Source organism: Mycolicibacterium aromaticivorans JS19b1 = JCM 16368 (genome assembly GCF_000559085.1).
Classification (GTDB): domain Bacteria; phylum Actinomycetota; class Actinomycetes; order Mycobacteriales; family Mycobacteriaceae; genus Mycobacterium; species Mycobacterium aromaticivorans.
The window spans coordinates 3,844,006-3,870,438 of the sequence record NZ_JALN02000001.1 but is presented as its reverse complement, the minus strand read 5'-3'; the positions used below and the strand labels follow the sequence as shown (position 1 = coordinate 3,870,438).

The 26,433-nt window shown below is 67.5% G+C and carries 32 protein-coding genes; 18 read left to right on the top strand and 14 right to left on the bottom strand.

Annotation, left to right across the window (positions count from 1 at the left end; genetic code table 11):
- Nucleotides 1-18 precede the first annotated feature (18 nt).
- The gene (locus tag Y900_RS18710) at nucleotides 19-408 is read right to left on the bottom strand and encodes a (deoxy)nucleoside triphosphate pyrophosphohydrolase (protein ID WP_036343779.1); all 390 of its coding nucleotides are present in this window, start codon (nucleotides 406-408) and stop codon (nucleotides 19-21) included.
- A 206-nt stretch (nucleotides 409-614) separates the two neighbouring features.
- On the opposite strand from Y900_RS18710, the gene Y900_RS18705 reads away from it, so the two are divergent.
- Nucleotides 615-902, top strand: a complete 288-nt coding sequence (locus Y900_RS18705) for a 4a-hydroxytetrahydrobiopterin dehydratase (protein WP_036343777.1) — start codon at nucleotides 615-617, stop codon at nucleotides 900-902.
- On the opposite strand, the gene Y900_RS18700 is transcribed toward Y900_RS18705, so the two are convergent.
- Nucleotides 877-2,166 carry a mannosyltransferase gene (locus tag Y900_RS18700; protein ID WP_081845166.1) on the bottom strand — a complete coding sequence of 430 codons (1,290 nt, stop codon included), beginning with the start codon at nucleotides 2,164-2,166 and terminating at the stop codon, nucleotides 877-879. The genes Y900_RS18705 and Y900_RS18700 overlap by 26 nt on opposite strands.
- Nucleotides 2,167-2,268: 102 nt before the next feature.
- Between Y900_RS18700 and Y900_RS18695 the strand changes: the two genes are divergently transcribed.
- The 3 genes from Y900_RS18695 to Y900_RS18685 all read left to right on the top strand — a co-directional run bounded on the left by Y900_RS18695 (nucleotide 2,269) and on the right by Y900_RS18685 (nucleotide 5,452).
- On the top strand, nucleotides 2,269-2,880 hold the full coding sequence (locus Y900_RS18695) for a hypothetical protein (RefSeq protein ID WP_036347207.1): 612 nt from the start codon (nucleotides 2,269-2,271) through the stop codon (nucleotides 2,878-2,880).
- A gap of 14 nt (nucleotides 2,881-2,894) precedes the next feature.
- Nucleotides 2,895-3,989: an Rv1157c family protein gene (locus Y900_RS18690; RefSeq protein ID WP_051660144.1), complete on the top strand. Its 1,095-nt coding sequence runs from the start codon at nucleotides 2,895-2,897 to the stop codon at nucleotides 3,987-3,989.
- 62 nt (nucleotides 3,990-4,051) lie between these two features.
- Nucleotides 4,052-5,452, top strand: coding sequence for a wax ester/triacylglycerol synthase family O-acyltransferase (locus tag Y900_RS18685; RefSeq protein ID WP_036343776.1), 1,401 nt, complete (start codon nucleotides 4,052-4,054; stop codon nucleotides 5,450-5,452).
- 72 nt (nucleotides 5,453-5,524) lie between these two features.
- Here Y900_RS18685 and Y900_RS31015 read toward each other — a convergent pair whose 3' ends face one another.
- The 3 genes from Y900_RS31015 to Y900_RS18675 form a co-directional block, all read right to left on the bottom strand.
- Entirely contained in the window at nucleotides 5,525-5,671 is a 147-nt protein-coding gene (locus Y900_RS31015; RefSeq protein ID WP_005147085.1) for a hypothetical protein, read from the bottom strand.
- Between the two features lie 10 nt (nucleotides 5,672-5,681).
- Nucleotides 5,682-6,260, bottom strand: coding sequence for an HhH-GPD-type base excision DNA repair protein (locus tag Y900_RS18680; RefSeq protein ID WP_036343774.1), 579 nt, complete (start codon nucleotides 6,258-6,260; stop codon nucleotides 5,682-5,684).
- A 93-nt stretch (nucleotides 6,261-6,353) separates the two neighbouring features.
- Nucleotides 6,354-6,962 carry an Ltp family lipoprotein gene (locus Y900_RS18675; RefSeq protein ID WP_081845165.1) on the bottom strand — a complete coding sequence of 203 codons (609 nt, stop codon included), beginning with the start codon at nucleotides 6,960-6,962 and terminating at the stop codon, nucleotides 6,354-6,356.
- A gap of 217 nt (nucleotides 6,963-7,179) precedes the next feature.
- Between Y900_RS18675 and Y900_RS18670 the strand changes: the two genes are divergently transcribed.
- From Y900_RS18670 to Y900_RS18640, 7 genes are all read left to right on the top strand, one after another.
- Nucleotides 7,180-8,361, top strand: a complete 1,182-nt coding sequence (locus Y900_RS18670; RefSeq protein WP_036343773.1) for a sensor histidine kinase — start codon at nucleotides 7,180-7,182, stop codon at nucleotides 8,359-8,361.
- 8 nt (nucleotides 8,362-8,369) lie between these two features.
- On the top strand, nucleotides 8,370-9,149 hold the full coding sequence (locus Y900_RS18665; RefSeq protein WP_036343771.1) for a LytR/AlgR family response regulator transcription factor: 780 nt from the start codon (nucleotides 8,370-8,372) through the stop codon (nucleotides 9,147-9,149).
- On the top strand, nucleotides 9,142-9,522 hold the full coding sequence (locus Y900_RS18660) for a hypothetical protein (RefSeq protein WP_036343770.1): 381 nt from the start codon (nucleotides 9,142-9,144) through the stop codon (nucleotides 9,520-9,522). Before Y900_RS18665 ends, Y900_RS18660 begins: the two co-directional genes overlap by 8 nt.
- Entirely contained in the window at nucleotides 9,519-11,249 is a 1,731-nt protein-coding gene (locus Y900_RS18655) for a sodium/solute symporter (RefSeq protein ID WP_036343769.1), read from the top strand. Before Y900_RS18660 ends, Y900_RS18655 begins: the two co-directional genes overlap by 4 nt.
- Nucleotides 11,250-11,381: 132 nt before the next feature.
- Nucleotides 11,382-11,732: a DUF485 domain-containing protein gene (locus tag Y900_RS18650; RefSeq protein WP_036347201.1), complete on the top strand. Its 351-nt coding sequence runs from the start codon at nucleotides 11,382-11,384 to the stop codon at nucleotides 11,730-11,732.
- Nucleotides 11,729-13,375 carry a monocarboxylic acid transporter gene (locus Y900_RS18645; RefSeq protein ID WP_036343768.1) on the top strand — a complete coding sequence of 549 codons (1,647 nt, stop codon included), beginning with the start codon at nucleotides 11,729-11,731 and terminating at the stop codon, nucleotides 13,373-13,375. Before Y900_RS18650 ends, Y900_RS18645 begins: the two co-directional genes overlap by 4 nt.
- A gap of 111 nt (nucleotides 13,376-13,486) precedes the next feature.
- Nucleotides 13,487-14,695: an MFS transporter gene (locus Y900_RS18640; RefSeq protein WP_036343767.1), complete on the top strand. Its 1,209-nt coding sequence runs from the start codon at nucleotides 13,487-13,489 to the stop codon at nucleotides 14,693-14,695.
- On the opposite strand, the gene Y900_RS31760 is transcribed toward Y900_RS18640, so the two are convergent.
- Together Y900_RS31760 and Y900_RS18635 are read right to left on the bottom strand one after the other, a co-directional pair.
- The gene (locus Y900_RS31760) at nucleotides 14,692-14,868 is read right to left on the bottom strand and encodes a DUF5302 domain-containing protein (RefSeq protein WP_102809812.1); all 177 of its coding nucleotides are present in this window, start codon (nucleotides 14,866-14,868) and stop codon (nucleotides 14,692-14,694) included. The genes Y900_RS18640 and Y900_RS31760 overlap by 4 nt on opposite strands.
- Before the next feature lie 21 nt (nucleotides 14,869-14,889).
- The gene (locus Y900_RS18635) at nucleotides 14,890-15,333 is read right to left on the bottom strand and encodes a PPOX class F420-dependent oxidoreductase (RefSeq protein ID WP_036343765.1); all 444 of its coding nucleotides are present in this window, start codon (nucleotides 15,331-15,333) and stop codon (nucleotides 14,890-14,892) included.
- Between the two features lie 31 nt (nucleotides 15,334-15,364).
- Between Y900_RS18635 and Y900_RS18630 the strand changes: the two genes are divergently transcribed.
- Nucleotides 15,365-15,886, top strand: coding sequence for a DUF1697 domain-containing protein (locus Y900_RS18630; RefSeq protein ID WP_036343763.1), 522 nt, complete (start codon nucleotides 15,365-15,367; stop codon nucleotides 15,884-15,886).
- Nucleotides 15,883-16,710 (top strand): class I SAM-dependent methyltransferase, encoded by an 828-nt coding sequence (locus tag Y900_RS18625; protein WP_036343761.1) that lies wholly within the window; start codon nucleotides 15,883-15,885, stop codon nucleotides 16,708-16,710. Before Y900_RS18630 ends, Y900_RS18625 begins: the two co-directional genes overlap by 4 nt.
- Nucleotides 16,711-16,716: 6 nt before the next feature.
- On the opposite strand, the gene Y900_RS18620 is transcribed toward Y900_RS18625, so the two are convergent.
- Nucleotides 16,717-17,082, bottom strand: a complete 366-nt coding sequence (locus Y900_RS18620; protein WP_036343758.1) for an Rv1152 family transcriptional regulator — start codon at nucleotides 17,080-17,082, stop codon at nucleotides 16,717-16,719.
- A gap of 37 nt (nucleotides 17,083-17,119) precedes the next feature.
- Between Y900_RS18620 and Y900_RS18615 the strand changes: the two genes are divergently transcribed.
- Nucleotides 17,120-17,836, top strand: a complete 717-nt coding sequence (locus Y900_RS18615; protein ID WP_036343757.1) for an NAD-dependent deacylase — start codon at nucleotides 17,120-17,122, stop codon at nucleotides 17,834-17,836.
- Here the strand turns inward: Y900_RS18615 and Y900_RS18610 are convergent.
- Nucleotides 17,833-18,465 carry a class I SAM-dependent methyltransferase gene (locus tag Y900_RS18610; protein ID WP_036343755.1) on the bottom strand — a complete coding sequence of 211 codons (633 nt, stop codon included), beginning with the start codon at nucleotides 18,463-18,465 and terminating at the stop codon, nucleotides 17,833-17,835. The two genes, Y900_RS18615 and Y900_RS18610, sit on opposite strands and share 4 nt — an antisense overlap.
- Nucleotides 18,466-18,638: 173 nt before the next feature.
- Between Y900_RS18610 and Y900_RS33475 the strand changes: the two genes are divergently transcribed.
- Complete coding sequence (locus Y900_RS33475) at nucleotides 18,639-18,770, top strand: hypothetical protein (protein ID WP_096312721.1); 132 nt, start codon at nucleotides 18,639-18,641, stop codon at nucleotides 18,768-18,770.
- 81 nt (nucleotides 18,771-18,851) lie between these two features.
- Here Y900_RS33475 and Y900_RS18605 read toward each other — a convergent pair whose 3' ends face one another.
- The 3 genes from Y900_RS18605 to Y900_RS18595 are packed head-to-tail and all read right to left on the bottom strand — an operon-like array spanning nucleotide 18,852 to nucleotide 21,752.
- A complete protein-coding gene (locus tag Y900_RS18605) occupies nucleotides 18,852-19,850 on the bottom strand; it encodes an NAD(P)H-dependent flavin oxidoreductase (RefSeq protein WP_036343754.1) in 999 nt (332 codons plus the stop codon).
- Between the two features lie 7 nt (nucleotides 19,851-19,857).
- On the bottom strand, nucleotides 19,858-20,613 hold the full coding sequence (locus tag Y900_RS18600) for a 3-hydroxyacyl-CoA dehydrogenase (RefSeq protein WP_036343753.1): 756 nt from the start codon (nucleotides 20,611-20,613) through the stop codon (nucleotides 19,858-19,860).
- A gap of 53 nt (nucleotides 20,614-20,666) precedes the next feature.
- The gene (locus tag Y900_RS18595; RefSeq protein WP_036343751.1) at nucleotides 20,667-21,752 is read right to left on the bottom strand and encodes a CaiB/BaiF CoA transferase family protein; all 1,086 of its coding nucleotides are present in this window, start codon (nucleotides 21,750-21,752) and stop codon (nucleotides 20,667-20,669) included.
- A gap of 98 nt (nucleotides 21,753-21,850) precedes the next feature.
- Between Y900_RS18595 and Y900_RS18590 the strand changes: the two genes are divergently transcribed.
- From Y900_RS18590 to tet(V), 3 genes are all read left to right on the top strand, one after another.
- Nucleotides 21,851-22,657, top strand: coding sequence for an enoyl-CoA hydratase (locus Y900_RS18590; RefSeq protein WP_036343749.1), 807 nt, complete (start codon nucleotides 21,851-21,853; stop codon nucleotides 22,655-22,657).
- Nucleotides 22,658-22,937: 280 nt separating this feature from the next.
- A complete protein-coding gene (locus Y900_RS33105) occupies nucleotides 22,938-23,159 on the top strand; it encodes a type II toxin-antitoxin system HicB family antitoxin (RefSeq protein ID WP_237752594.1) in 222 nt (73 codons plus the stop codon).
- A gap of 49 nt (nucleotides 23,160-23,208) precedes the next feature.
- Entirely contained in the window at nucleotides 23,209-24,495 is a 1,287-nt protein-coding gene (gene tet(V), locus Y900_RS18580) for a tetracycline efflux MFS transporter Tet(V) (RefSeq protein WP_036343748.1), read from the top strand.
- A gap of 53 nt (nucleotides 24,496-24,548) precedes the next feature.
- Here tet(V) and Y900_RS18575 read toward each other — a convergent pair whose 3' ends face one another.
- Both Y900_RS18575 and Y900_RS18570 read right to left on the bottom strand, forming a co-directional pair.
- Complete coding sequence (locus Y900_RS18575; RefSeq protein ID WP_036343747.1) at nucleotides 24,549-25,250, bottom strand: CPBP family intramembrane glutamic endopeptidase; 702 nt, start codon at nucleotides 25,248-25,250, stop codon at nucleotides 24,549-24,551.
- Entirely contained in the window at nucleotides 25,247-26,389 is a 1,143-nt protein-coding gene (locus Y900_RS18570; RefSeq protein ID WP_036343746.1) for an NAD(P)H-binding protein, read from the bottom strand. The genes Y900_RS18575 and Y900_RS18570 overlap by 4 nt, the downstream gene beginning before the upstream one ends.
- Nucleotides 26,390-26,433 lie beyond the last annotated feature (44 nt).

Sequence of the window (26,433 nt, the reverse complement as noted above, 5' to 3'; positions counted from 1 at the left end):
GATCATAGGGCGGCGGGCTCACCCGCCAAGGTGTTTCGCGAGCCCGGCCAGCCACGCCCGGTCCGCGGGCACCCAGTCCACGGATTCCAGCTCGGCGGCGCTCACCCACCGCAGAGCACGGTGGTCGTGCGGGTGCAGCGTCCTGCCGGTGTGGGTGACGAGGTAGGCCCGCAAGATCATCGACTCGCCGACCGGTACGTCGGCGCCGAGACGTTCCCCGACGACGACGTCGATCCCGAGTTCTTCACTGAGCTCCCGCACCAGCGCATCGACTTCGGACTCTCCCGGCGCGACCTTCCCACCCGGCAGCTCCCATAAGCCCGCCAGTTCCGGCGGACGTTGCCGCTGGGCGACCAGAAGCGTCGCGCCGGAGATCAGCGCTCCGGCGACGACGATCTGGGCGGTCATGGCGTGCAACGTTATCGGTTGTACTGCTGTGGGCGGTGGCAGTGGAGATCATCAGCACCCCCGGGGCCTACGCGGCGAGAACGACAGGACGATCAACTTAGGCAACCTAAGATCCAAGTGAAAGTTCGAGTCCCGAACGTGAGACAGATGTCCCTGATCTTCTTTCGGTCTTCCGCCAGCGTTCAGACCGGAGAAGACTCGACGGTATGGCTGTGCTGACCGATGAAGAAGTGAACTCCGCTGTCACGAAACTCGACGACTGGGAGCATGCCGGCGGCGCGCTGCGCCGCTCGGTGAAGTTCCCGTCATTCCTGGGCGGGATCGACGCAGTTCGCCGAGTCGCCGAACACGCCGAGCACCGAGACCATCATCCCGACATCGATATCCGCTGGCGCACAGTCACTTTCGCTCTAGTCACGCATTCCGAAGGCGGGATCACCGACAAGGATGTGCAGATGGCGGCCGAAATCAACGAGATTCTCGGCGAGGTGTAGCCGCGATCCAGGCCAGTGTGGCCATGGTCGCCACGGCGTAGATCAAGGCCGCCCACGCCAGGTACCAGGGTCGACTGATCTGCCAGATCGTGGGTTGGGCGAAGCTGAGCAGCCACGGCACCCCGACCACTGTCAGCGCCAGCCACCCGTACCCGAAAACCTTGGCGCCCAATCGATTTCGCCACGGTCCGTGCAGCAGCCAGATCATCAACGGCACCAACCACACCCAGTGATGCGTCCACGAGATCGGCGAGATCAGTAGCCCGAAGAGTTGCACCACCAGCAGGCACCCCAGCCGGTCCGAGTCCAGCGCACGCCACGCCACGACCGCCATCACCGCGGCCACCGCGATCGCGGCCAGCACCACCGGTCCGTAGCCGGCATCGTGGCCGAGGATGCGGGAGATCGCTCCCCGCCACGACTGGTTGAACGAGGTTCCGATCGGACCGACGCGCCGGGCGTCGCCGAGCAGATCGGTGAAGTAGAAGCGGGCCTGCTGGCCGATCACCGCGACCGAAAGCCCGACCGTCCCGAAGAACACCACCGCGGAGAAGACCGCCGCGCCCCAACGGCGCATGCCAAGGAAGTAGAGCCCGGTCACGGCCGGCGTCAGCTTGATGCCTGCCGCGAGGCCGACCAGTAGACCTGACAGCCACCAGCGGCTGCTGTAGGCCGCCCAGAGAACCGCCAGAACCAGGATCACGTTGATCTGGCCGTAGTCGAAGTTGCTGCGCAGCGGTTCGAGCCAGATCGCGACGGCGGTCCAGATCATCGCGATGGCGCGCCCATCCGTCGCGGCCGTGCCCAGAAGCCGCTGACTGATTCGGACCACGCCGTAAAGCGCGGCGATGGTGCCGAGCTGCCAGCAGAACGCGACCACCCCGAACGGCAGCAGGTGCAGGGGGTAGAACACCAGCGCGGCGAACGGCGGGTAGGTGAAGGGCAGCGGGAAATCCGGGGTCTGGTCGGCGTAGACGTAGGAGTACAGCGTGCCGGGATGCTCGAGCGCTCCCGCGCCGCCGAGATAGACGTGGAGGTCGACGAAGTTGGCGCCGTTGGGCGCCAGGTACGTCCACCCCAGCCGCGCGGCCACGCTGGCGATCAGCAGTACCGGGGCCAGCCAGGCTGGCCGCGCCGGCGCCTTCGTGTCCACGTGGCGACTGTAGCGACGCAGCGGATCCGGCGCGCTGACCGGCGCTACGCGCACGTGAGCGCGCCGAACCAGATTCCGGCCGGCACGGGCCCGCGCATCACACAAGACCATCACTGCCGTAACGGTTGCATAAACACCACACGTGTCACTTGAGTAACTCTAGTAACGGACTACCTTCGGGTTCAGACCTGCACTCGAGGGATTGGGATGACCATGTCACGTATTTCAAAGTTGTTCGCCGCCAACGCGATTGCGGCTGCCGGGCTGTGCTCGGCCGCACTCGCACTGAGTCCGTCGGCCGCCGCCGATCCCGGTGTCTCACCGGCCGTTCCCGGCGTGCCCGCACTGAACATGTTGCAGCAGTTCGTCACGAACCCGGCCAGTGCCGCGGCGCTCCTGCAGTCCGCTGCGACCGCTCTCGGCGGCGCGTCGGCTCTCACCGGCGCACCGTCGACCCTGCCGGTCTCGCCGATCGGCGGCGCGCCGGCCACGGCCACGCTGCCGGGCATGCCGGCCCCGGCCGCCCCCGCAGCCGCACCGGCGGCTCCCGCCCCCGGCGGGATCACCGGAGCGGTCGCACCGCTGCTGAACCAGCTCGGCGTGCCCGGTGACCTGGCCAGCCTGACGCCGTCGGACGTGCCGTTCCCGGTCAAGGTCGGCGACAACCTGTCCGTCGGCAGCCCGGCGCCGGTTGCCCCCATCGCCCCGGTGGCGACCGGGGTCGCCGGACCGGCCGGTGTACCGCCGGCCAGCAGCCCGGTCGCGCCGACCACTCCTGGTGGCGCCGGCCTCGGCCAGCTGTTGCCGCTGTCTGCTCTGCCCTGACCAACCACCACCCGATGAGGGAGTTCACCGTGCCGCAGATCGCCAAGCTGGCTCTTCTGCTGACCACCGCCACGTTCGTGGCCGCGACCAATCTGGCGTTCAGCCCGGTCGCGGCCGCGGACCCGGCCATCCCGCTGGATCCCGGTCAGCTGCCCGGCCTCGACGCCATGCAGATGCTCGGTCCGGTCGTCCAGCAGGCCGCGGGGAACCCCTCATCGGCGCAGTCGTTGCTCCTGGCGGCCGCTTCGCAACTCGCTGGTGGTGCCACTACGCCAGGCGGCTCGGCGGCACTGGCTCAGCAAGTGACCAAGTTCGTGCAGGACGGCGGGGCCGCCGGCCCCACGGCCGCGTTGCCTGCGGCGGCTCCCCCCGCCGCCCAGGCGACCGGCGTCCCGCACGGCACCACGCCGTTGCTGACTCCTGGCACCGGTAACGGCCCCGCCCCCCTGCCCGAACATCTGCCCGATGGCGCCGCACCCAGCTCGATCTTCGGCACCGAGGCGCACCTGCCCATCGGCATCGACCCGGCGCACGCCGTCGGCCCGGCGCCCGAGGCACTTCCCGAGGTGCCCACCCCGGTGACCGTGGTGAACCCGGCCGCGCCGCCTACCCCGTCGGCGACGCCGGCCGGCAACTCGGTCAATGTCGCGACACCGGCCCCGGCGCCCGCAGCGGCGACGCCCCCGAACTACGACCCGGCCAGCCCGCCCACCCAGGACTTCATGTACCCGTCGATCAGCAACGGGTGCCTCAAGGACGGCGGCAACGTTATCGCGACCGCGATCTCCGTCGCGGGCCCGGCCAAGATCCCGACCCCGGGTCCGGCCGCCGGGCAGACCGCCTACGTCTTTACCGCGGTGGGCACTCCCGCCCCGGCCGCCGAGCAGAAGCTCCCGCTGAACGTCACCTGGGTGAACCTGACCACCGGCAAGTCGGGCAGCGTCACGCTGAAGCCGAATCCGGACATCAACTCCGCGGGCCCGACCACTCTGACCGCCATCGCCGACACCGGCTCCGGCAGCATCATGTCCACGATCTTCGGCCAGGTCACCACTGTCGACAAGCAGTGCACCTTCATGCCGACAATCGGTTCGACGGTCGTGCCCTGAGGCGCGAAAAGCCGCGCTAGGGTTGGGGATCGGCATTCCAACCCGACGGGGGTCGGTACCACATGGAGACGCTCGACCCGCTTGACGCGATGATGCTGACGGCTGAGCTGATCTCCAGCCCGATGCACGTCGCCGTCGCTCTGATCATGACCCCGCCGAGCGGGACGTCGAGCACGACGTTCGTCGACGAGCTCTACGCGCAGGCTCTGAGCGCCTCCGATCCGGTGGACCCTCGGCTGCGCCGGCATCCGCACCGCGGCATCGAGACCGGCGGCTTGTGGGTGTGGCGCGAGGTGGACGAGCTCGACATGCGCCGCCACGTGCACCGGCTGACCCTGCCACCCGAGGCAGGCGCCACGGAACTCTGGGAGCTGGTGTCGGAGTTGCACGCCGAGCCACTCGACCGGTCTGCGCCGATGTGGACGGCCTACCTGATCGACGGGCTCGAGGGCGGCCGGCTCGCCCTCTACATCAAGATCCATCACATCGTGATCGACGGCGTCGCGGGCCTGAAGATGATCGCCGACTCGCTGTCGGAGGACCCGGACCGGCGCGACATGCCGCCGTTCTACGCCGACGCGACACCGCCCGAACGGCCGCGCCACCGCGGCCTCAATCCGCTGTCGGTGATGCGAGACGTCGCGGGTGTCGCGGCGTCCGGATTGAGCCTGGCCCGCAACGTCGCGTCGGCGGAAGTGACCAACCTGGTCGGCGGACTGATCACACCGACGATCGCGGCGCCGTTCGGCGCACCGCACACCCGGTTCAACACCAAGCTGAGCCACCGGCGGGCATTTGCGGCAACCAGCTTGGACCACAACAGAATTCGAGCTATCCAGCACGCAGCCGGTGTCACCGGCAACGACGTCGTGACGGCGTTGGTGGCCGGTGTGCTGCGGGAGTGGCTGACCGCACAGGACGAACTCCCCGAGCAGTCGCTGGTGGCGCTGTGCCCGGTAACGGTGCGCGACCGTGACTCGGCCTCGAACGACAAGGGGCACGGCAACCAATTCGGCCTCGGGCTGTGTCCGCTGGCGACCAATCGCGACGACCCCGCGCAGCGGCTGCGGTTGGTGCACGAGGCGATGGCGGGGGTCAAGTACCAGGTTGCTACTCGGGGCCCGGGCGCGATGCTGATGGTGGTGATGCCGGCTGTCGTGCCGACGGCGCTGACACCGCTGCTGCCGTTCAGTTCGTGGGTGCGGCCCAGTTACAACCTGCCGATTTCGAATGTGCCGGGTCCGCCCAGGCAGGGTTACCTCAACGGGGCCAGCGTCGACGAGATCTACCCCGTGTCAGTCGTGTACGACGGGATGGCACTCAACGTGACGTTGTGCTCCTACGCCGACCAGATCGGCGTCGGGTACATCGCCGACCGTGAGGTGATGGCCGACGTCGCCGACCTCATTCCGCTGACCGAAACCGCGCTCGCGGAACTCGAGGCCGCCGTCGGGGTGTCCTGACCGCATCGAGATAGTACTGAAGGCGAAGATTTCGGCGAATCGTCGCTCTCAGTTCTGATTCGATGATGGCGCCTAGTAGGCCATGAACAGGATTTCGTCCCGGCCGTAGTCCATGCCGGGGTGCGCCGCGGCGAGGTGCTGCTTGGTGAGGTCGACGAGTTCGTCCTCGTCTTTGGCGCTGATCGCTTCGCCACACGGGCAGTTGATGTGAGTCTTCATGGTTCCTCCGTTATCCGGTTTTCACCTTGGCTGCGGCCTTCATCTTCTTCTTGTACGCCCTGACTTCCTCCAGCGACCCCTTGTCGACCACATCGGCGATCGACATGTGGGTGCCGGGCTTGCCGTAGTCACCCGCCGCCTCACGCCAACCCTTGGGGGTGACGCCGTACTGCTTGCCCAGCAGGGCCAGGAAGATCTTGGCTTTCTGCTCACCGAAGCCGGGCAGCGCCTTCAGCCGGCGCAGCACCTCGGCGCCGTCCGGATCGCCGTCGAGCCACAGTTGGGCGGCGTCGCCGTCGTAGCGGTCGACGATCTCGCGGGCCAGGTCCTGAACACGTTTGGCCATCGATCCCGGAAACCGGTGCACAGCAGGAGTTTTCGAGAATTCTTGGGTGAACTGTTCGGGGTCGCAGTCGGCGATCAGCCGGGGGTCGATCCCGCCGATCCGCTCGGCGATCTTGCGCGGCCCGGCGAACGCCGTCTCCATCGGGATCTGCTGATCCAGCAGCATGCCGGTCAACAGCGCGAACGGATCCTCACTCAACAGGTCGTCGGACGCGGGATCTCCGGTGAGCTGCAATCTCGCCATGGCCGACAGTCTAGGACGACGATCGGACGAAGCAGCCCGCGTCATCACGAATTCGAGATCGCAACGATGGCGCCTCGGCGCCAGTCGGGGCCGTCAACCCCCATACGCCTTGCCGGCACCATATTGAGCCTGGCTCGAAGTGAACCCGTCGTACTCCAACTGGTTGACCAAGCCCTCCTCGGAAAATGACGTGTAGTTCAGGTAGCTCTTGGCCTTCTTGACCGCCTGCTCATTCCAGTCCACACCGCCGGTGGCCTCGATGTGCTCGACCGCGAATGTCGCGTCAGCCGCGCTGAACTTGTCGTACTCCAGCTGCTTGATCAGCCCCTGTTTCGAGAATGCGGTGTAACCCAAATAGCTCTCGGCCTTCGCAATTGCGTTGTCCTGCGCTGGCGTGAACATACTCTTGGACGTAGTCGGCGGCAGGACGTCCGCGGTCCTACCAAAGCTGCCCGTGCTGGACGACGAGCCCTTCTTGTCCTTGTCGATACTGCTGCCGATGGAGGAACACATCGAGACGCAGCCACCAAATAAGAGGATGACCAACCCAATAACCACCCACGGCCACACCTTGGGCTTCTTCGGAGGAACGGGCTCAACCTGCGTACCGGGGGCCACCGGTCCCCATGCAATGCCGTCCCAGTAGCGCTGCCCAGGCGTGCCGCTTGGATCTGGATACCAACCAGGTGCTGGCTGCGTCATGAAATCCCCCGATCTCGGCTGCTATTTCCCGCACGCTCACAGGCAGGCGTCAGCATAGCCACAGCATCCGACATGCCGAGGGACCTTATGGGCAAAAATGGGCAGCGTGGGTCTGATTGCCACAATCTCGGAATGGTCGGCGGTCGGCCGCGGGATCCTGTGTGATCGGCGGTCCTGTTGTGGCGCAGCCTGAGAGACACCAGGACGGGAGAGCGAGATGTCGGGTGCGGTAGCGCTCGCGCTGGCCGTCGCGCTCGCCGCCGTCGCGTTGATCGTCGGCGCGGTCGCCGTGCTGACCCGCAGCGTGGTCACCACGCCAGCCGAGCGGACCGTGCACGCCGCGCTGCACACCGCCTCGCTGGCGGCCCGCTCGCTGCGCAAGGGCCTGGACGCCGACTCGGCAGGCGGTGCCGCCCCGCACCTGCGCGGTCTCACCGGCTCGGACGGTGTCGCGCTCTACGACGGCGATACGGCCCTGCTCGCGCTCGATCCGCCCGGCGCCGCGTTGTGGACGCCGGCCATTCTCGAGGTCTGCCACCACACCGCCCGCGACGCGATCTCCGGGCAGCGCCGGGTGCTCGCCCGCGACCAGACGCCCGCGGTGGTGGCCCAACCGCTGCTCGACGACGACGGCATGGCGATCGGCGTGCTCGTCGTCGTCAACACCGCCGAACCGTCGCCGGGCATGCTGGGTGCCGTCGCAGAGGTCGCGCGCTACGCCGCCAGCCAACTCGAGCTGGCCGAGCTCGACGCGTCGCGCGCCCGCCTCGACCGGGCCGAGGTGCTGGCGCTGCGCGCCCAGATCAGCCCACACTTCATCTACAACGCGCTCAACACGATTGCCTCGTTTGTCCGCACCGACCCCGACCGGGCCCGCGACCTGATTCTGGAGTTCGCCGACTTCACCCGCTACTCGTTCCGTTCGGCAGGCCCCTACACGGCGCTGGCCGACGAGCTGCGCAACATCGACCGCTACCTCACCCTTGAACGGGCCCGGTTCGGGCCGAATCTGTCGGTGACCCTGCAGATCGCACCCGAGGTGCTGACCGTAGTGGTGCCGTTCCTGGCGTTGCAGCCACTGGTCGAGAACGCGGTGCGCCACGGCCTGGCCGGGCGGCAGGGCGGATCGATCGAAATCATCGCTCGCAATGAGGGTTCCGACTGCGTCATCAGCGTGGAGGACGACGGCATCGGCATGGATCCTCACGCCCTGCGCTCCGGGCACGGCGACATCCTGGGCGACGGGGAGCAGGCCGCCCACGTCGGGCTGAGCAATGTCGACCATCGCCTGCGCGCCGCGTTCGGCAACGACTACGGTCTGGTGGTCGAGACCGCCCCGGGTGCGGGCACGAAGGTGATCATGCGGGTGCCCAAGTTCCGCGCGGGCGTACGGGTTTAAGGAGAACCATGGCAGGGCTGTGGGTGCTGGCGGTCGACGATGAAGCCCCGGCGCTCGACGAGCTCACCTACCTGCTCGGCGAGCATCCCGACATCGCCGAGGTGACCGGCGCCGGCGATGCCACGTCGGCGTTGCGGATCATCAACGAACGCACCGTGGACGCGATCTTCCTGGACATCAACATGCCCGGGCTCTCTGGTCTCGAATTGGCCAGTGTGCTGAGCAATTTCACTCACCCGCCCGCCGTCGTGTTCGTGACAGCGCACGACGACAAGGCGGTGGCCGCCTTCGAGGTCGGCGCCCTGGACTATCTGCTCAAGCCGATTCGCAAGGAGCGCCTCGACGCGGCGGTCCGGCGGGTGGTGTCGGCACGCGCCGCAGAGTCGGCCCCGCCCGCCGACGAGCCGCAGGCCGACACCATCCCGGTGGAGCTCGGCGGGGTCACCCAGTTGGTGCGCTGCGACACCATCGGCTGGGTCGAGGCCGAAGGCGACTACGCCCGCCTGCACGCCGCCTCCGGCTCGCATCTGGTTCGAATTCCGTTGAGCACCTTGGAGGATCGCTGGCGCAGCCGCGGATTCCAGCGGGTGCATCGGTCCTATCTCGTCGCGCTGAACATGGTGACCGGGCTGCGCACCTCCGGCGCCTCCACGATGGTGCGGTTACGCGCCAACGGCGCGTCGGCGCCGGTCGAGCTTCCGGTCAGCCGCCGCCAGGCCCGCGAATTACGCGACCGGCTGATCCGCGATCCGATGCGGACCTTCCGGCCGGGGGCAACCGATGACTAGGCCGGGTCGCCCGCAACGTGAGCGTGTGGTGCTGGCCCACCGGCGCGGCAGCCGCCTGGTGCACACCCGGGTGGAGGTGCAGGAGCAGACCGAGGTCGGCGACGCGCTGGTGCGCGGACTGGTGCGCGCCCAGCTCGGACTGGCGCTGCGACTGGCCGCGGTGGTGGCCGGCGGGATGGCGGCGCTGCCGTTGCTCAACGCGGTGTTCCCAGAGTTGTCCGCCGCCACCATATTCGGGGTTCGGCTGAACTGGCTGACCCTGGCGGTGCTGGTGTATCCGGCGCTCTACGCGGTCGGTCGGCTGTTCATCAAGCTGGCCGAACAGGGCGAGCGTGACTTCATGGGTGTGGTCGACGAGGAGAGCCCACCATGAGCGGATCGACGGCGACGGCCCTGACCGCCGGCGGCCTGATCGCCGCCGCGGTGGCGACGGTGGCCGTCGGCGCCTACGGGGTTCGGTTGTCGCGCACCACATCCGACTTCCTGGTGGCGTCCCGCACTGTCGGCCCACGCTGGAATGCCGCCGCGATCTCGGGTGAATACCTATCGGCTGCCTCGTTTCTCGGGGTGGCCGGTCTGATCGCGAAGTACGGCGCCGACGCGCTGTGGTACCCGGTCGGCTTCACGGCGGGCTACCTGGGTCTATTGCTGTTCGTCTCCGCTCCCCTGCGCCGTTCCGGCGCCTACACCGTGCCGGATTTCGCGGAGTTCCGGCTCGGCTCGCCGCGTGTGCGCCGGGTCGCGATGCTCGTGGTCGCCACCGTCTGCATCTTCTATCTCGTGCCCCAGTATCAGGGCGCCGGACTTGCCCTCAAAGCCCTTCTCGGCGTGCCGGTTTGGATCGGTCCGCTGGCGGTCGGCGGGATCGTGATCGCCAACGTCGTCGGTGGCGGCATGCGCTCGATCACGTTCGTCCAGGCGTTTCAGTACTGGCTGAAGCTGACCGCGGTCGCAGTGCCCGCGTTGGCACTGCTCATGCACTTCGGGCACGAGCATCCCGCACTCGGCGGCCCGCTCCCACCCACGGTGGACCAGCCGACCGTCGTCAGCATCGACACCGACGTGGTGGTCACGGTCGCCGACCCAGCCGGTGTGACGGTGACCGGCCCAACGCACAGCGGCTCCCTGCACAGTCCCGGCCGGTACAGCCTGCAGAAGGGCAGCACACTGACATTGGCCGCCGGAGCTCAGACCCCCGTCGTCGTCGGGGCACCTGCCACCGGCTCGGAGTGGATCGTCAGCGGCGGTGGCTTGGGCGGGAAACATCCTCTCTACCAAGTGTTTTCCATCATGGTGGCGACATTCCTCGGCGCCATGGGCCTCCCCCATGTGCTGGTCCGCTTCTACACCAACACCGACGGGCGCGCCGCGCGCCGAACCGCGCTGAGCGTGATCGTCCTGATGTCGCTGTTCTATCTGTTCCCCGTGCTGCTCGGGGTGTTCGCCCGGTTGTATGTGCCTCAGCTGCTCATCACCGGCAAGGCCGACGCCGCGGTGCTGCTGCTTCCGTCGGCCGCCGTCGCCGGGCTGCCCGGCGAACTGCTTGGCGCGCTGGTCGCGGCCGGCGCCATCGCGGCATTCCTGGCGACCTCGTCCGGACTGCTGGTCAGCATCGCCGGTGCGTTGTCCACCGACGTGCTGCGCGGGCGGGTCCGCGACTTCCGGACGGTGGCGCTGATCGCCGGCCTCATCCCGATTCCGCTCTCGGTCGTCGCGCCCGTCCTGGAGCTGTCGCGCGGAGTCGGTCTGGCCTTCGCCGTCGCGGCGTCCACGCTGTGCCCGCTGCTGATCCTCGGCATCTGGTGGCGCGGGCTGACCGCGGCCGGGGCGATCGCCGGGTTGGCGGTCGGCGCACTGGCCTCCGGTCTGGCCATCCTCGTCGCGATCACCGGCTGGGTCGGCGACGACGTGCTCGGCGGCTGGCTGACCACGCTGATCGGCTACCCCGCCGCCATCACCGTTCCGCTGGCGTTCGCCACGATGGTGCTCGTCAGCCGTGTCACCCGGACCGACGTGCCACCCGATGTGGCGCGCATCTTCGCCCGCATGCATGTGCCGGAGCGTCTGGGCATGGGCCTGGAGCGACTCCCGCGCGGCTGACCCCAGAAACCGTTCAGCGCCGCCCGCCAACCGTTCAACGCATGGTCCGCGCGCGCTCTAGGACTGTGATGCACCTCTCAATAGCCTGTGAACACGACCGGAGTTCACACCTTTCGAGCTGAGGAGCACGCGGTGTCCACAACCGACCTGCCGCCACGGGAGACCCATCCCAGCGGGGCCCACTACCTGTCCATGCAGGCCAGTCCCGAGTTTCAGGAGCTGCGCCGCACGTTGCGTCGCTTCGTGTTCCCCACCACCGCGTTCTTCCTGATCTGGTACGCCACCTATGTGTTGCTGGGCGCCTTCGCCCACGACTTCATGGCCATCACGGTGTGGGGCAACATCAACGTCGGGCTGCTCATCGGTCTTGGCCAGTTCGTGACGACGTTCCTCATCACGGGTCTGTACGTGCGGTTCGCCAATCGGGAACTCGACCCGCGCGCCGAGGCTATCCGCACCGAGATGGAAGGCGCGGCCAAGTGAGCACCACCGTCCTGGCCGAGGCAGCCCGGATCGGCAATCCGGTCGTCAACATCAGCATCTTCGTGGCTTTCGTGCTCATCACGTTGTTCATCGTGATCCGCGCCGGCCGCACCAACACCAACGCCACCGAGTTCTTCACCGGCGGCCGGGCGTTCTCCGGACCGCAGAACGGTATCGCCATCGCCGGTGACTATCTCTCTGCGGCAAGCTTTCTCGGCATCGCCGGCGCGATCGCGGTGTACGGCTATGACGGCTTCCTCTATTCGATCGGCTTCCTGGTGGCCTGGCTGGTCGCCCTGCTGCTGGTCGCCGAATTGCTGCGCAACACCGGCAAATTCACGATGGCCGACGTGCTGAGCTTCCGGCTCAAGCAGCGGCCGGTCCGAGTGGCCGCGGCCACCTCGACGCTGACGGTGTCGTTGTTCTACCTGCTGGCGCAGATGGCCGGTGCCGGTGGCCTGGTCGCGCTGCTGCTCGACGTCCACGGCCGCACGGCCCAATCCTTCGTGATCGCGGTGGTCGGTGTGCTGATGATCGTCTACGTGCTGGTCGGCGGCATGAAAGGCACCACCTGGGTGCAGATCATCAAAGCCGTGCTGCTGATCGCAGGCGCGGCCATCATGACGGCCATGGTGCTGGTCAAGTTCGGCCTGAACTTCTCCGACATCCTGGGTTCGGCGCAGCAGATGGTGCACGAGGCCACCACCAAGGGTGTCGCCAGCCGCGATGTGCTGGCCCCCGGCGCCCAGTACGGCGCGAACACCACCTCGAAGATCAACCTGCTGTCACTGGGGCTGGCGCTGGTGCTGGGCACCGCGGGCCTGCCGCACGTGCTGATGCGCTTCTATACGGTGCCGACCGCGAAAGAGGCTCGGCGGTCGGTGGTTTGGGCGATCGGCCTGATCGGCGCCTTCTACCTGTTCACCCTGGCGCTTGGCTACGGCGCGGCGGCCATGGTCGGCCCCGACAAGATCCTGGCGGCCCCGGGCGGACAGAACTCGGCCGCACCGCTGCTCGCATTCCAGCTCGGCGGGGTGGTCCTGCTCGGCATCATCTCGGCGGTGGCCTTCGCCACCATCCTGGCCGTGGTGGCGGGTCTGACGATCACCGCGTCGGCATCGTTCGCCCACGACGTCTACGCCAGTGTATTGCGAAGAGCCCACGGAAAGGCTCCAGCGACCGAGGAGGAGCAGGTCAGGGTCTCCCGGATCACCGCGGTGGTGCTCGGTGTCGCCGCGATCGGCTTGGGCATCCTGGCCAACGGCCAGAACGTCGCGTTCCTGGTGGCGCTGGCGTTCGCGGTGGCGGCCTCGGCCAACCTGCCGACGATTGTGTACTCGCTGTATTGGAAGCGGTTCAACACCTGCGGCGCCCTGTGGAGCATGTACGGCGGTCTGATCAGCTGCCTGGTGCTGATCGTCTTCTCGCCGGCCGTCTCGGGCAACAAGGCCGCGATGATCCCCGGCGCGAGCTTCGACTGGTTCCCACTGGCCAACCCCGGCATCGTGTCGATTCCGCTGGCCTTCGTCCTCGGCATTGTGGGAACGCTGACGTCGAAGGACGCCGGCGATCCGGAGATCAACGCGGAGATGGAGGTCCGGTCGCTGACCGGGGTGGGCGCGGAGAAGGCCACGCACCACTAGGCCCGAGCAATATTGAGGTGAGAATCTCGCCGGGGGCGGGAATGGTGTGGGTGTGCCGACGACGTTTACCCTCCTATGACCCCAGGTCGCTACGCTCCTGCCCGCCGAACCATGACACCGACCCCGCCCCGGCGAGGTTTCGCCTTCGCCCTGTTGGCCTACGCGTTCGCCGCGATCATGGTCGGCACCACGCTGCCCACCCCGCTGTACGCGCTGTACTCCGAGCAGATGCACTTCGCAGTGCTGACGACGACCGTCATCTACGCCACCTATGCCGGCGGAGTGTTGTTCGCGCTGCTGGTGTTCGGTGGCTGGTCCGACGCCATCGGCCGACGGCCGGTGCTGCTGGCCGGTGTCGGCGCCGCGCTGGCCAGTGCGGTGATATTCCTGTTCGCGGACTCGGTGCCCGAGCTCTTGGTGGGCCGGGTGCTGTCCGGGTTGTCGGCGGGCGTCTTCACCGGCACCGCCACCGCGGCGGTCATCGAAGCCGCGCCGCCGAGCTGGCGGAGCCGTGCGGCGGCGGTCGCAACCATCGCCAACATCGGCGGCCTCGGCATCGGGCCCATCCTGGCCGGCATCCTGGCGCAGTACGCGCCGAGCCCGCTGAAGCTCACCTACCTCATCCACATCGGGTTGATGGTGCTGGCCGCAGTCGCGATCCTCTCGGTGCCCGAGACGTCGAGCCGCACCGGAAAGCTCGGCCTGCAACGGCTTTCGGTGCCGCCCGAGGTGCGGTCGGTGTTCATCACCGCCGCACTGGCCGCCTTCGCCGGCTTTGCCGTCACGGGGCTGTTCACCTCGGTGGCGCCGTCCCTGCTGACCAACGTCATCGGTATCGGCAATCACGCGCTGGCCGGCTTGATGGCCGGCTCGATCTTCGGTGCCTCGGCGATCGCTCAGATCGCAGGCACCCGCATCGAACCGCAGCGCGCGGTCGCCCTGGGCTGCGGCATACTCGCGGTCGGCATGGGCATTCTGGTTGTCGCCCTGCATTATTCGTCACTGGCCGGCCTGATCGCCGCGGCCGTGGTGGCCGGCGCCGGTCAGGGCATCAGCTTCAGCCGGGGCTTGGCGGCGGTCGCCGAACGCACTCCGGCGGAACGTAGAGCCGAGGTCAGCTCCACCTATTTCGTGGTGGCTTACGTCGCGATTTCGATCCCGGTGATCGGGGAGGGCTTCGCCGCGCAGGCGTGGGGGCTGCGCACCGGCGGCACCGTGTTCGCGATCGCGGTCGGGGTGCTGGCACTGGTCTGCCTGGCAGCCATCCTCTGGCAGGAATCACGCCCTGCGGCAGAGCTTTCCGAGCAGGCGGCCGGCTAGCCGCTCTTACGGCGGAATTCCCGCCGGTTCTCCACCGGCCCGTGCGAGCGGGGCTGCTTGGGGCCGCTGTCCGTGTGCGCCGAGCCGCCCGCAGACTTCGCCTTCTTGCGCTCGAGCGCCTCGCGGAACTTGCGCTTGTTGTCGTCCTGCGGTTCGGACTCTGATTCGGCCATGCGGTCAGACTAACCCGTGGGTCAGCGGATGCCGGGCGGCATTCCGTAGAGATGCGAGATCGGCAGCTTCAGCAGCACCCGGCGGTCGGTGACCATGGCGCGTCGGTAGTCGTCCCAGTCCGGATGCTCGCCGGCGACGTTGCGATACAGCGCGACGAGCGCTTCGACGGTGTCGTCGTGCGGTTCGGCCGCGGGCGGGGTGAGGATGGCGTTGCCGTCGGCGACGGCGTAGGACCAGCCGTCGTCGGAGGACACCAGGAGCGAGGCACGCGGATCGCGGCGCAGATTGCGGGTCTTGGCGCGCGGCTCGGTGATGGAGACTTCGACGACGAGATTGCGCCGGTCGAAGTAATACGTCACGTTGGACAGCTGCGGGCGGCCGTCACGTTTGATGGTCGCGAGCACGCCCAGGGAGTTGCCCGCGATCACCGCCAGCAGTTTGTCGTCGAGCACCTGACGGGACATCCCCCGAGCCTACGTCGCTAGCATCGAGAACATGACCCGCTACGCGGCTTTCCTGCGCGGTGTGAACGTGAGCGGAACGACGATGAAGATGGCCGACGTCGCCGAGGCGCTCACCGGCGCCGGCTTCACCGACGTGCGCACCATCCTCGCCAGCGGCAACGTGTTGCTCGACAGCAAGGCAGCCGCCACGGCGGTACGTACGAAAGCCGAAGCAGCACTTCGGAATGCGTTCGGGTATGAAGCATGGGTGCTGGTCTACGACCTCGAGACTCTGCGCGCCATCTTCGACGGCTATCCGTTCGACCGCGAGGTCGAGGGCTATCACTCGTACGTGACGTTCGTCAGCGACGAGGAGATTCTCGACGAGTTGGCCGATCTGGCCGGCGACGCCGGGCCCGACGAGAAGATCGACCGCGGTGTAGGCGTCCTCTACTGGCAGGTCCCCAAGTCCTCCACTCTGGACTCGGCCGTCGGTAAGACCATGGGTAAGAAGCGCTACAAGTCGTCGACCACCACGCGCAACGTGCGCACTCTGGCGAAGGTATTGACATGACAACGGAAAAAATCGACGCCAGTCAGCTCGGCGGCGTCTCCGAAACCGCGCTGCTGACCCTCAACGGCCGCGCCTACCAGGCAAGTCTGCCCGGCGCCATCCTTCGCGACCCGATGGCGATCAAGGTCGTCGACTCCATCGACTTCGACTTCGACAAGTTCGGTCGCAAGGGCCAGGAGATGGCGCTGCGCTCACTGGCCGTCGACTCCTGCGCGGTCAACTACCTGCGCACGCACCCGCAGGCCACCGTCGTCGCGCTGGCCGAAGGTTTCCAGACCAGCTTCTGGCGGTTGAGCGACGCCATAGCGGACCCTCAGTTCCAGTGGGTGTCGGTGGACCTGCCGCCGGTGATCGAGCTGCGCCAGCGTCTGCTGCCGTCGTCTCCCCGAATCACCGCGTTGGCGCAGTCCGCGCTGGACTACAGCTGGATGGACCAGGTCGATACCGCCAACGGGGTGTTCGTCACCGCCGAAGGCCTGCTGATGTATCTGCAGCCGAAAGAGGCGATGGATCTTATTGTCCAGTGCGCCAAGCGTTTTCCGGGTGGCCAGATGTTCTTCGACATGCCGCCGGTGTTCGTCAAGAAGCTTGCCCCGAAGGGCATGAAGTCCTCGAAGCACTACCGCGTCCCACCGATGCCGTTCAGCCTCACCACGGTCCAGCTGGCTGACCTGGTCAACACGGTGCCGGGGATCACCGCGGTCCACGACATCCCGATGCCCAAAGGCCGCGGTTTCTTCTTCGACACGGTGTGGCCGGCGATCTGGAACTTCGGCCCGACGAAGCGATTCCGCGGCTCCTACACCCTGCTGGAATTCGGCTGACGCCTCTCAGCCGAACGCGTTGTCCAGATATCGCAGCGCCTCCTGCTTGCCCAGTCCCAGCGCACGGGCGGCTTCGACGTAGGCGCGGGCCGCCGCCGCCATCGCGGCGTCGGCCGGATCGGCGCGGGCCACGAACGTGCCGAAACGGCCGCGGGTTTCGACGATGCCTGCGCTTTCCAGTTCCCGGTAGGCCCGCGCGACGGTGTTGACAGCCAGATTCAGCTGAACGGCCAGCTCGCGCACCGTGGGCAGCCTGGTGCCGGGCGATAGGCGCCCGTCCCGGATCCCCTCGATGATCTGTGTTCTGAGCTGATCGAACAGCGGCCGCGAGGCCTGTCCGTCGACGCGTAACCAGACCCCCAAATCCGACACATGCTAAGTATCGCCTAGACCGGCTATTTTGGGGGATGTGCGTATCGCGGTACTGAGCGGGGCGGGGATCTCCGCCGAGAGCGGCGTGCCGACGTTCCGCGACGACAAGACCGGTTTGTGGGCCAAATACGACCCCTACGAACTGTCGAGCACAGACGGTTGGCAGAACCACCCTGAACGGGTGTGGGCCTGGTATCTGTGGCGGCATCACCTCGTTCAGCAGGTCGAGCCGAACGACGGGCATCGCGCGGTGGCGGCCTGGCAGGACTACGCCGACGTTTCGGTGATCACCCAGAATGTCGACAATCTTCACGAGCGGGCGGGCAGCAACCCCGTGCACCACCTGCACGGCAGTCTGTTCGAGTTCTGGTGCGACACTTGCGGTTCGCGCTATCACGGTCCGTTGCCGGACATGCCGGAGCCCGAGCTGGAGAAGATGCCGCCGCACTGCGAATGCGGCGGACTCGTCCGTCCCGGGATCGTCTGGTTCGGCGAACAGCTGCCCGACGAGCCGTGGCAGGCCGCCGTCGAAGCGGTGGCCACCTCCGACGTCCTGGTGGTGGTCGGCACGTCCGGGATCGTCTATCCGGCGGCGGGCCTGCCCGATGTGGCGTTGGCCCGCGGAGCCGTCGTCGTGGAGGTCAATCCCGAGCCGACTCCGCTGTCGGCGAATGCGACGCTCACCATCCGGGAGTCGGCCAGCACCGCGCTGCCGACCCTGCTGCAGCAGTTGCCCGAACTGTTGAAGAACTAGTTCTTCGTCGCCCGTCCCATTGCGACCTCGTGCACGGGCAGGGGCACCCATGCCGGGAACTGCGCTTCACGGCGGGCGGTCTCGATGACGAATCCGGCCCCGGAGATCGCGCGCTCGGTGTCGCGGTGGGTATGGCAGTTGCCGGCGAACCGCGGCCAGATCGTGGCGTCGGCCAGCCGCTGCAGTTGACCACGCCACCCGCCGGCGGCGATGTGCTCGAAGTAGCGCAGCTCGCCGCCCGGCTTCAGGACGGAGCGCAGCTGCCGCAGCACACCGTCGGGGTCGGCGACCGAGCACAGCACCAGTGAGCACACCACCGCGTCGAAGGGTTCGGCCGCCGGCATGGTCTCGACGGTCGATTCGATGACGGTGACGGGAACCCGTGCCGCCGCGGCGGCTTGTCTGGCCAGTGGCGCGAGGCGGGTTTCGGGCTCGAGCGCGACCACCTCGGCCACGGTGTCGGGGTAGAACTCGAAGTTGGTTCCGGTGCCCGCCCCGACCTCCAGGACACGCCCGTGCAGCCCTGAGAGATTGTCTCGGCGGAGCCTGCGCATGGCCTGTGACTCATGGGCGGACAGCACTGTCCAGAAGCGGGCGAAAAACGGGTTGTCGACGGTCTGCTGTGACATATCTGTGATGTCCTCCCTGCTCAGAGCCACCCTAGTCGTAGGCGGTTTTTGGCTCCACGTGTGACCAACCTGACTTTTGAGTAAGGCACGACCTGACTCGTGAGTAACAATTGCCAGGAAACTCCGAATCGGGGCTCAAAGATTCCTTAATGGCGGCTCATAGAGTCCTGGGTATGTGGATCGACGACACCAGTGCCGATGTCATCAAAATCGATTTCGATGCGCTGTATCACGGCGACTTCCTCGTGGAGGGTGACACCTCCGAGCAGTTCGAGGACAAGCCCCCGCTCGCCAACGCGAGCTAGCGCGCAGCGCCAAACGGCGCCCCACCGCTGATGCGGTGACGCGCCGTCCGGAGCTTTGATGTGGGCTGTGCCCGCCTGGGATCAGGCGGGCACTTTTGCGCCCTGGCTGTCGATCATTCCGGCCAGCCGTCCGCCGATGATCTGTTCGGCTTCGGAGACGATCCGGGAGATCAGCTCATCACAGGTCGGGATGTCGTTGATCAAGCCCATCGCGGTCCCGACGGTCCAGATGCCGGCATCGATGTCACCGTCGTCGAACACCTTGCGGCCGCGCACGCCGGCCACCAGATCCTTGACGTCCTCGAACTGACCGCCGCCCTTGAGGATCTCCACGACCTCGCGGGAGACCACGTTGGAGGCCACCCGCGCGGTGTTGTGCAGGCTCCGGAAGATCAGCTCGGTGCCGCGCTCGTCGCCGGCCACGATCGCTTCCTTGACGTTCTGGTGAATGCAGGACTCGACCGTGCACATGAACCGCGAACCCATGTTGATGCCGTCGGCACCCAGCGCCAGCGCGGCCACCAGGCCGCGGGAATCGGCGAAACCGCCCGACGCGATCATCGGGATCTCGATCTTCTCGGCGGCGGCCGGGATCAGCACCAGGCCCGGGACGTCGTCTTCACCGGGATGTCCGGCGCACTCGAACCCGTCGATGCTGATGCCGTCGACCCCCAGGCTCTGGGCCTTGACCGCGTGCCGGACCGACGTGCACTTGTGCAGCACCTTGATGCCGTTGTCGTGGAACATCGGCAGGTGCGGCGCCGGGTTGGATCCGGCGGTCTCGACGATCTTGATGCCCGCGTCGACGATCACCTGGCGGTACTCGTCGTAAGGCGGTGGGTTGATGGCCGGCAGGATCGTCAGGTTCACCCCGAACGGCTTGTCGGTCATATCCCGGGTGCGGGCGATCTCGTTGGCCAGATCAGCCGGAGTCGGCTGCGTGAGCGCGGTGATGAATCCGAGTCCGCCCGCATTGGCAACGGCGGCAACGAGTTCCGCGCGACCGACCCATTGCATACCGCCCTGGGCGATCGGGTGCTCGACTCCGAAGGTCTCGGTGAACTTAGTCGTGATCGTCATCGCTTCATCACCTCGGGGCCATGCGGATCGCGCCGTCCAGACGGATCACCTCACCGTTGAGCATCGGGTTCTCGACGATGTGCACGGCCAGCGCGCCGTACTCGTCGGGATCGCCGAGGCGGGCCGGGTGCGGCACCTGCTGGCCGAGCGAGCGCTGCGCCTCTTCGGGCAGCGAACCCAGCAGCGGGGTCTTGAACAGGCCCGGGGCGATGGTGCAGACGCGGATCAGGCTGCGGGACAGGTCGCGTGCGATCGGCAGGGTCATACCGACCACGCCGCCCTTGGACGCCGAGTAGGCGGCCTGCCCGATCTGGCCGTCGAAGGCCGCGACCGAGGCGGTGTTGATGATGACGCCGCGCTCTTCACCGTTCAGCGGTTCGGTCTTGGCGATCCGCTCGGCGGCCAGGCGCAGCACGTTGAACGTGCCGATCAGGTTGACCTCGACGACCTTCTTGAAGCCGTCGAGCGGGAAGGGACCGTCCTTGCCCAGGGTCTTGATGGCGTTGCCGATACCGGCGCAGTTGACGTTGATGCGCACCGGGCCGAGCGACTCGGCGACGTCGAGCGCCTTGGTGACGGCCTCTTCGTCGGTGACGTTGGCCGCCACGAACTTGGCGCGCTCCCCCAGTTCGGCGACGACTTCTTCACCCTTGAGGTCGATGACGACCACCGAAGCGCCCGCGTCGAGCAGTCGCTTGGTGGTGGCCAGGCCCAGACCTGAGGCACCGCCGGTGACGACGGCTACGGCGTCCTTGATCTCCACGAATGGTTTCCTTTCAGATACTCAGATAGCTCGACCTACTGGTTGGTTGGGGACTATACCCAGTCGCGCAGGACGGCCTCGTTGTCGGCTCCCGGTACGCCGGGTGCGGCCGGGGTGTCGAGCCCGGTCCGGGAGAACCGGGGGGCGGGGGCCGGGAACGTCGAGCCCGCCTCGGTGTAGAAGGTGTTGCGCTCGGTGTTGTGCGGTTCGGTGTCGACCTCGGCGAACGACAGCACCGGCGTGCAGCAGGCGTCGCTTCCGGCGAACACCGTGGCCCAGTGGTCGCGCTCGTGCTTGCCGAAGGTGTCCGTGAGCACCGCGCGCAGTTCCGGCCAGCGGGTGATGTCGTTCTGATCGGGCAGGTCGGCGTCGTTGAGACCGAGCTTCTCGATCAGTTCGGCGTAGAACTGCGGCTCGATCGCGCCGACCGCGACGTACCGCCCGTCGGAACACTCGTAGGTGTCGTAGTAGGGCGCACCGGTGTCGAGCATGTTGGTTCCGCGCTCGTCGCTCCACATGCCCATGTGGCGGAATGCCCACATCATCTGGGCCAGCACGCTGGACCCGTCGACCATCGCCGCGTCGATCACCTGGCCCTTGCCGGAGCGCTCCCGCTCCCACAGCGCGGACAAGATGCCGACCAGCAGGAACATCGAGCCGCCACCGAAGTCGCCGGCCAGGTTCAGCGGCGGGACGGGACGTTCGTTGACCCGGCCAACGGCGTGCAGCAAGCCGTTGAGCGAGATGTAGTTGATGTCGTGGCCGGCCTGTTGACTGCGCGGCCCTTCCTGGCCCCACCCGGTCATGCGGCCGTAGATCAGGCGCTCGTTGACCTTGGCGCAGTCCTCCGGTCCGAGCCCGAGTCGTTCGGTGACACCGGGACGGAATCCCTCGATGAGGACGTCGGCCTTCGCGATCAGACCCAGGACCATGTCGCGGTCGTTCGGGTCCTTGAGGTTGGCGCCGACCGAGCGACGGTTGCGCAGCAGGTAATCGTTGCTGGGGGTGCCGGTGCCTTTGCCGAGCCGGTCGATGCGGACGACGTCGGCGCCCAGGTCACCGAGGATCATCGCGGCATGCGGACCGGGTCCGATGCCCGCCAATTCGATGACTCGCAAGCCGTGCAGTGGTCCGGCCATAGGTTGTCTACCCTCCAGTTGATTGATCGCCGCCTTAACTATTTACACCTGGCCCGACCCGTCGTGGGCTGCGCCCCCGCCGGGGCTAAGGTGCAGCCATGACGACCATCGACGCCTACACCGGTGTGCCGGAACTGACCGTGTCGCTCGACAACGGAGTGTTGTCGGTGACGCTCAACCGGCCGGACAGCCTGAACTCGCTGAACGCGATCATGCTGCGCACGCTGGCCGACGTCCTCGAGCACGCGGCCGACGACGCGGCGGTCCGGGCCGTGCGGCTCGGCGGGGCCGGGCGCGGGTTCAGCTCCGGTGCGGGCATCAGCGCCGAGGATCAGTCGGAGCGCCGCCCGGACACCCCGGACGAGGTTCTGCAGGAGGCGAACCGGGCGGTGCGTGCGATCGTGCACCTGCCCAAGCCGGTGGTGTCGGTGGTGCACGGGCCGGCGGCCGGGGTGGGGGTGTCGCTGGCATTGGCCTGCGACATCGTATTGGCTTCGGAGAAGGCGTTTTTCCTGCTGGCGTTCACCAAGATCGGCTTGATGCCGGACGGTGGCGCGTCGGCGTTGGTGGCCGCCTCGATCGGTCGGGCCCGCGCTATGAAGATGGCGCTTCTGGCCGAACGTATCTCGGCTGCCGACGCGTTGGACTTCGGTCTGGTCAGCGAGGTGTATCCGGCCGACGAGCTGGAGGCCGGCGTGGCGGCGGTGCTCGACAAGCTGGTGTCCGGTCCCGCGATCGCGCTGCGCAAGACCAAGCAGGCGATCAACGCCGCGACGCTCACCGAACTCGAACCCGCGATCGGCCGCGAAAGCGACGGCCAGCTGGTTCTATTGGGTTCCAAGGACTTCCGCGAGGGAACCCGGGCATTCCAGGAGCACCGCTCGCCGACGTTCACGGACGACTAGCCGAGACGAGCCGGCGGGGCTGTACCACTCTTTTCCAGAACGCGATATCGCCGGTGATATCACGTTCTGGAAGAGCCACCCACACCGCGGCGCTCAACCACCAACGCCCACCGGAAATGTCGGACCTCCTGGCCATCATGGGGCGATGCCGAACTACAACTACACCTACCGCGCCGAATGGTCTGACGACTACCGTCAGTACCTCTGACTCTGCCTCGAGTTCAAAGGCAGGTGCGCGACGGCACTCCCGCCCCATGAAGCGATCGAGCGTGTCGAGTAGTTGATCGCCCAAGAACTCGACGAACTGGCCGAGATCGGCATGGACCCGCCGGAGTCCTTGACCGACCACCGCTACAGCGGCAAGTTCGCGGTGCGCACATCGCCCGTGCTGCACGAACGACTGGTGGTCGAGGCCGCCGAGCAGGGAATCTCGTTGAACCAGTGGGTGAGTTACAAACTCGCCGGCCGCTCCGCACCCTCCATCGAAGACCTGTTCGGCTGATCCGAAAATCGTTGGACGTGGCCCGCGCCGGTCAGCGACCATCGACGGCATGAGTACGCATTACGACATCGAGCCGGTGAAACCCACCGGCCGCTGGCGTGTGCTCGCACCCTTCCGGTACCGCGAATTCCGGCTGCTCATCGCGGCGATGTCGATCTCCCTGTTCGCCGAGGGTATGTGGACCGTCGTAATGGCGCTGCAAGTCATCGCACTGGCAGACGACCCCGCCGCCCTGTCCCTCGTCGCGGCTTGCCTTGCCGTCGGCATGCTGGCCTTCATCCTCGTCGGCGGCATCGTCGCCGACCGGGTATCGCAGCGCGGCATCATCATCGCGGTCGAGGTCACCAACCTCGCCGCCACCGGCGCCGTCGCCGTCCTCGGCATGCTCGGCGAGTTGCAACTGTGGCACATGGCAACTGCGGCAGCGGTTCTCGGTATCGGTGCCGCGTTCTTCTTCCCAGCCTACAGCGCCTACCTGCCGCGCATCCTGCCTGCCGAGCAGCTGCTTGCCGCCAACGGTGTCGAAGGCGCGATCCGGCCCACCCTGCAGCAGGCCATCGGCCCGGCAGTGGCCGGCGTGCTGATCGGGATCACCTTCCCCGCCCTGGGCTCGGTCATGGTGGCTGTGCTGTTCGCGGTCGCGCTGACCCTGCTGGTGTCCATGCGGCCAGGCGAGGGTTCACACATCGTGATGACCGTCGAGCGCGAAAAGCCGCATGCCTTCACCGATCTCAGGGATGGCCTGCGGTTCGTCCTGCACACCCGATGGTTGCGCTGGACGTTGCTGTTCGCGTGCACCTGGGTGTTTTTGGCGATGGGACCGATCGAGGTGCTGCTGCCGTTCATCGCCCACGACCGGTTCGCCCATGGCGAGCAGGTGTACGGCCTGATGCTCGCCTCGTTCGGGTTGGGCAGTGCGCTGGGCGCGCTGGCGGTGTCCTCGCGGCGGCTGCCGCGGCGCTACCTCACGGTGATGATGACGATGTGGGGCGCGGGCTCACTGCCGCTGGCGCTCGTCGGCGCGACGTCGTCGCTGCCGGTGATGGTGATCGCGCTGTTCGTCGTCGGCCTCACCGACGGCGCGGGCATGGTCATCTGGGGCACGCTGCTGCAGCGGCGGGTACCACCGGAGATGCTGGGCCGGGTGTCGAGTCTGGACTTCTTCGTCTCGCTGGCGTTCATGCCGGTGTCGATGGCGGTCGCGGGCCCGCTGTCGAAAGTGGTTCCGGTGGAACTCATCTTCGCGGTGACCGGTATCGCGCCGGTGCTACTGGCCGCGGTCGCGCTCGTCGCGGCGCGCATGCCGCGCGACGAGATCGCCCACCCGCTGCGTTAGGTCGGTCGACGATGCGGGGAGGGACGACCCGCTGAGGAGCCGGCCAATCGGGCTTAGTGCCAGATGCCGAACATCGGCGGCAGTGCCAGCACCATGATCAGGCCCCAGACCACGTGGGTCAGCACGGGTGCCAGCACTCCGCCGGTGGCGCGGCGCTCCAGAGCGCACACCGTACCGAGGATGATCGCGGCGAAGCCGAGCATCCAGTTGCCGCTGGCACACGTCGCGATCGTGTAGAGCACCGTCGAGATCACCACAGGGTGGAAGGCGCCCAGTGCGGTGTACAGCGCGCCGCGGAAGAACATCTCCTCGGCCAAACCGTTCACCAGGGTGATCACCACGATCAGCAGCAGGCTGCCGTGGTTGGCGTACTCCAGCACGCGGGTGATGGCCTCAGCCACCGGCGGTATCTCACGGGTCACCAGACCGCCGAGCACAAAGATGCCGCCGAGCAGCAATCCGATCACGAGCCCGGTGACGACCGGGCGCTGGTTTCGCCCGCGCCAGCGGATGCACCCCAGGTGCACCGGGCCGGACGCCCGCGCACCGAATGCCCACGTCGCCGCCAGCGCCATCGTCAGCCAGTAGAACGCCGCGTCGCCGGGCCTGCGGGTCAGCGACAAGCCGAGCAGCAGCGCGCCGAGAACCAGCACCACACACACCGCGATACGCCGCCGGCGGATCGCCGACGGCCACTCCTGGTGCGGTACAGCAACATTGGACGCCACCGACCGAAGCTCAGCCAGCATCGTCATAACATGCGGACTTTCGCCAGCAACAGGTCCAGGCCGGTCCGCAGCGCCCCGGCCAGCGGGCCGGGCACCGAGTCCAGCAGCCTCAGCGCAGGGCGCGCCACCCCGGGCGTCACCGCGGCAGCCATCCGCCGCAGTCGCAGCGCATCCCCGCCCGCCCAGATCGGATCACTGTCGGCCAGATGATGCGGGTCGGCCAGTCGGTCGACCGGGCACGGCGGCGGGCTGGCCACCGCGGCGGCCACGGCGTCCTCGACGGTGGTGAGCCCACCGGGCGGGTCCGGGACATGATCACGTAAGACAGTGTCCGAGGCTGTCATCGGATGGTCCAGCGATTCGATGAGATCGGCGGCCAATCCGCTGGGCACCGGTACCGCTGCGCCGGCCACCCGGCCGACGACCGCCTGCGGCACGATGTCGCGTACCGGCAGCCCGGCCCGCAGTTCGCCCGCCGCGTCGATGTAGGTCTGCAGCAGCTCGCCGTAGGTCACGACGTCGGGCCCGACGATGTCGTACGACCCCGCAGGCACAATCGCTGGGTCGGCCGCGGCCAGCAGGTAGTACAGCACGTCGCTGATCGAGATCGGCTCGATGTCGTGGTCGGCCCACGGCGGCAGCGGAATCACCCAGAACCGGTCGCCGACGTAGCGGACCATCTCGAACGACGTCGAGCCCGCGCCGATGATCACTGCCGCGCCGAGCCAGACCAGTTCGGCGCCGCCTTCGATGTCCAGCGCCGCGGCGACCTCGGCCCGGCCGGCCAGATGCTCGGACAACGTGTCGTCGTCGGGCACGAATCCGCCGAGGTACACGATGCGCCCAACCCCGGCTGCGGCCGCTGCCTTGCCGACGTTCGCCGCGGCGGCATTGTCACGTTCGCGGAAGCCGGGCTGGCCGATCGCGTGCACCAGGTAGTAGATGACGTCGACATGCCCGGACACGGCAAGCGCCGCCTCGACCGAGGTCGGATCGTCGGCATCGAAGACGACGGCTGTGACCTGGTCACACCAGCCGAACCGGCCCAGTTTCTCCGGGTTACGCGTCGCGGCGACGACCTCGTGACCCTCGTCGAGCAGCCGCGCCACCAGCCGGGAACCGACGTATCCGGTGGCACCGGTGACCAGGATCCGCTTCGACTTCACGGTAGGACTTATCGGCAGTCTTGCCTCGGCGCAAACCTGACCAC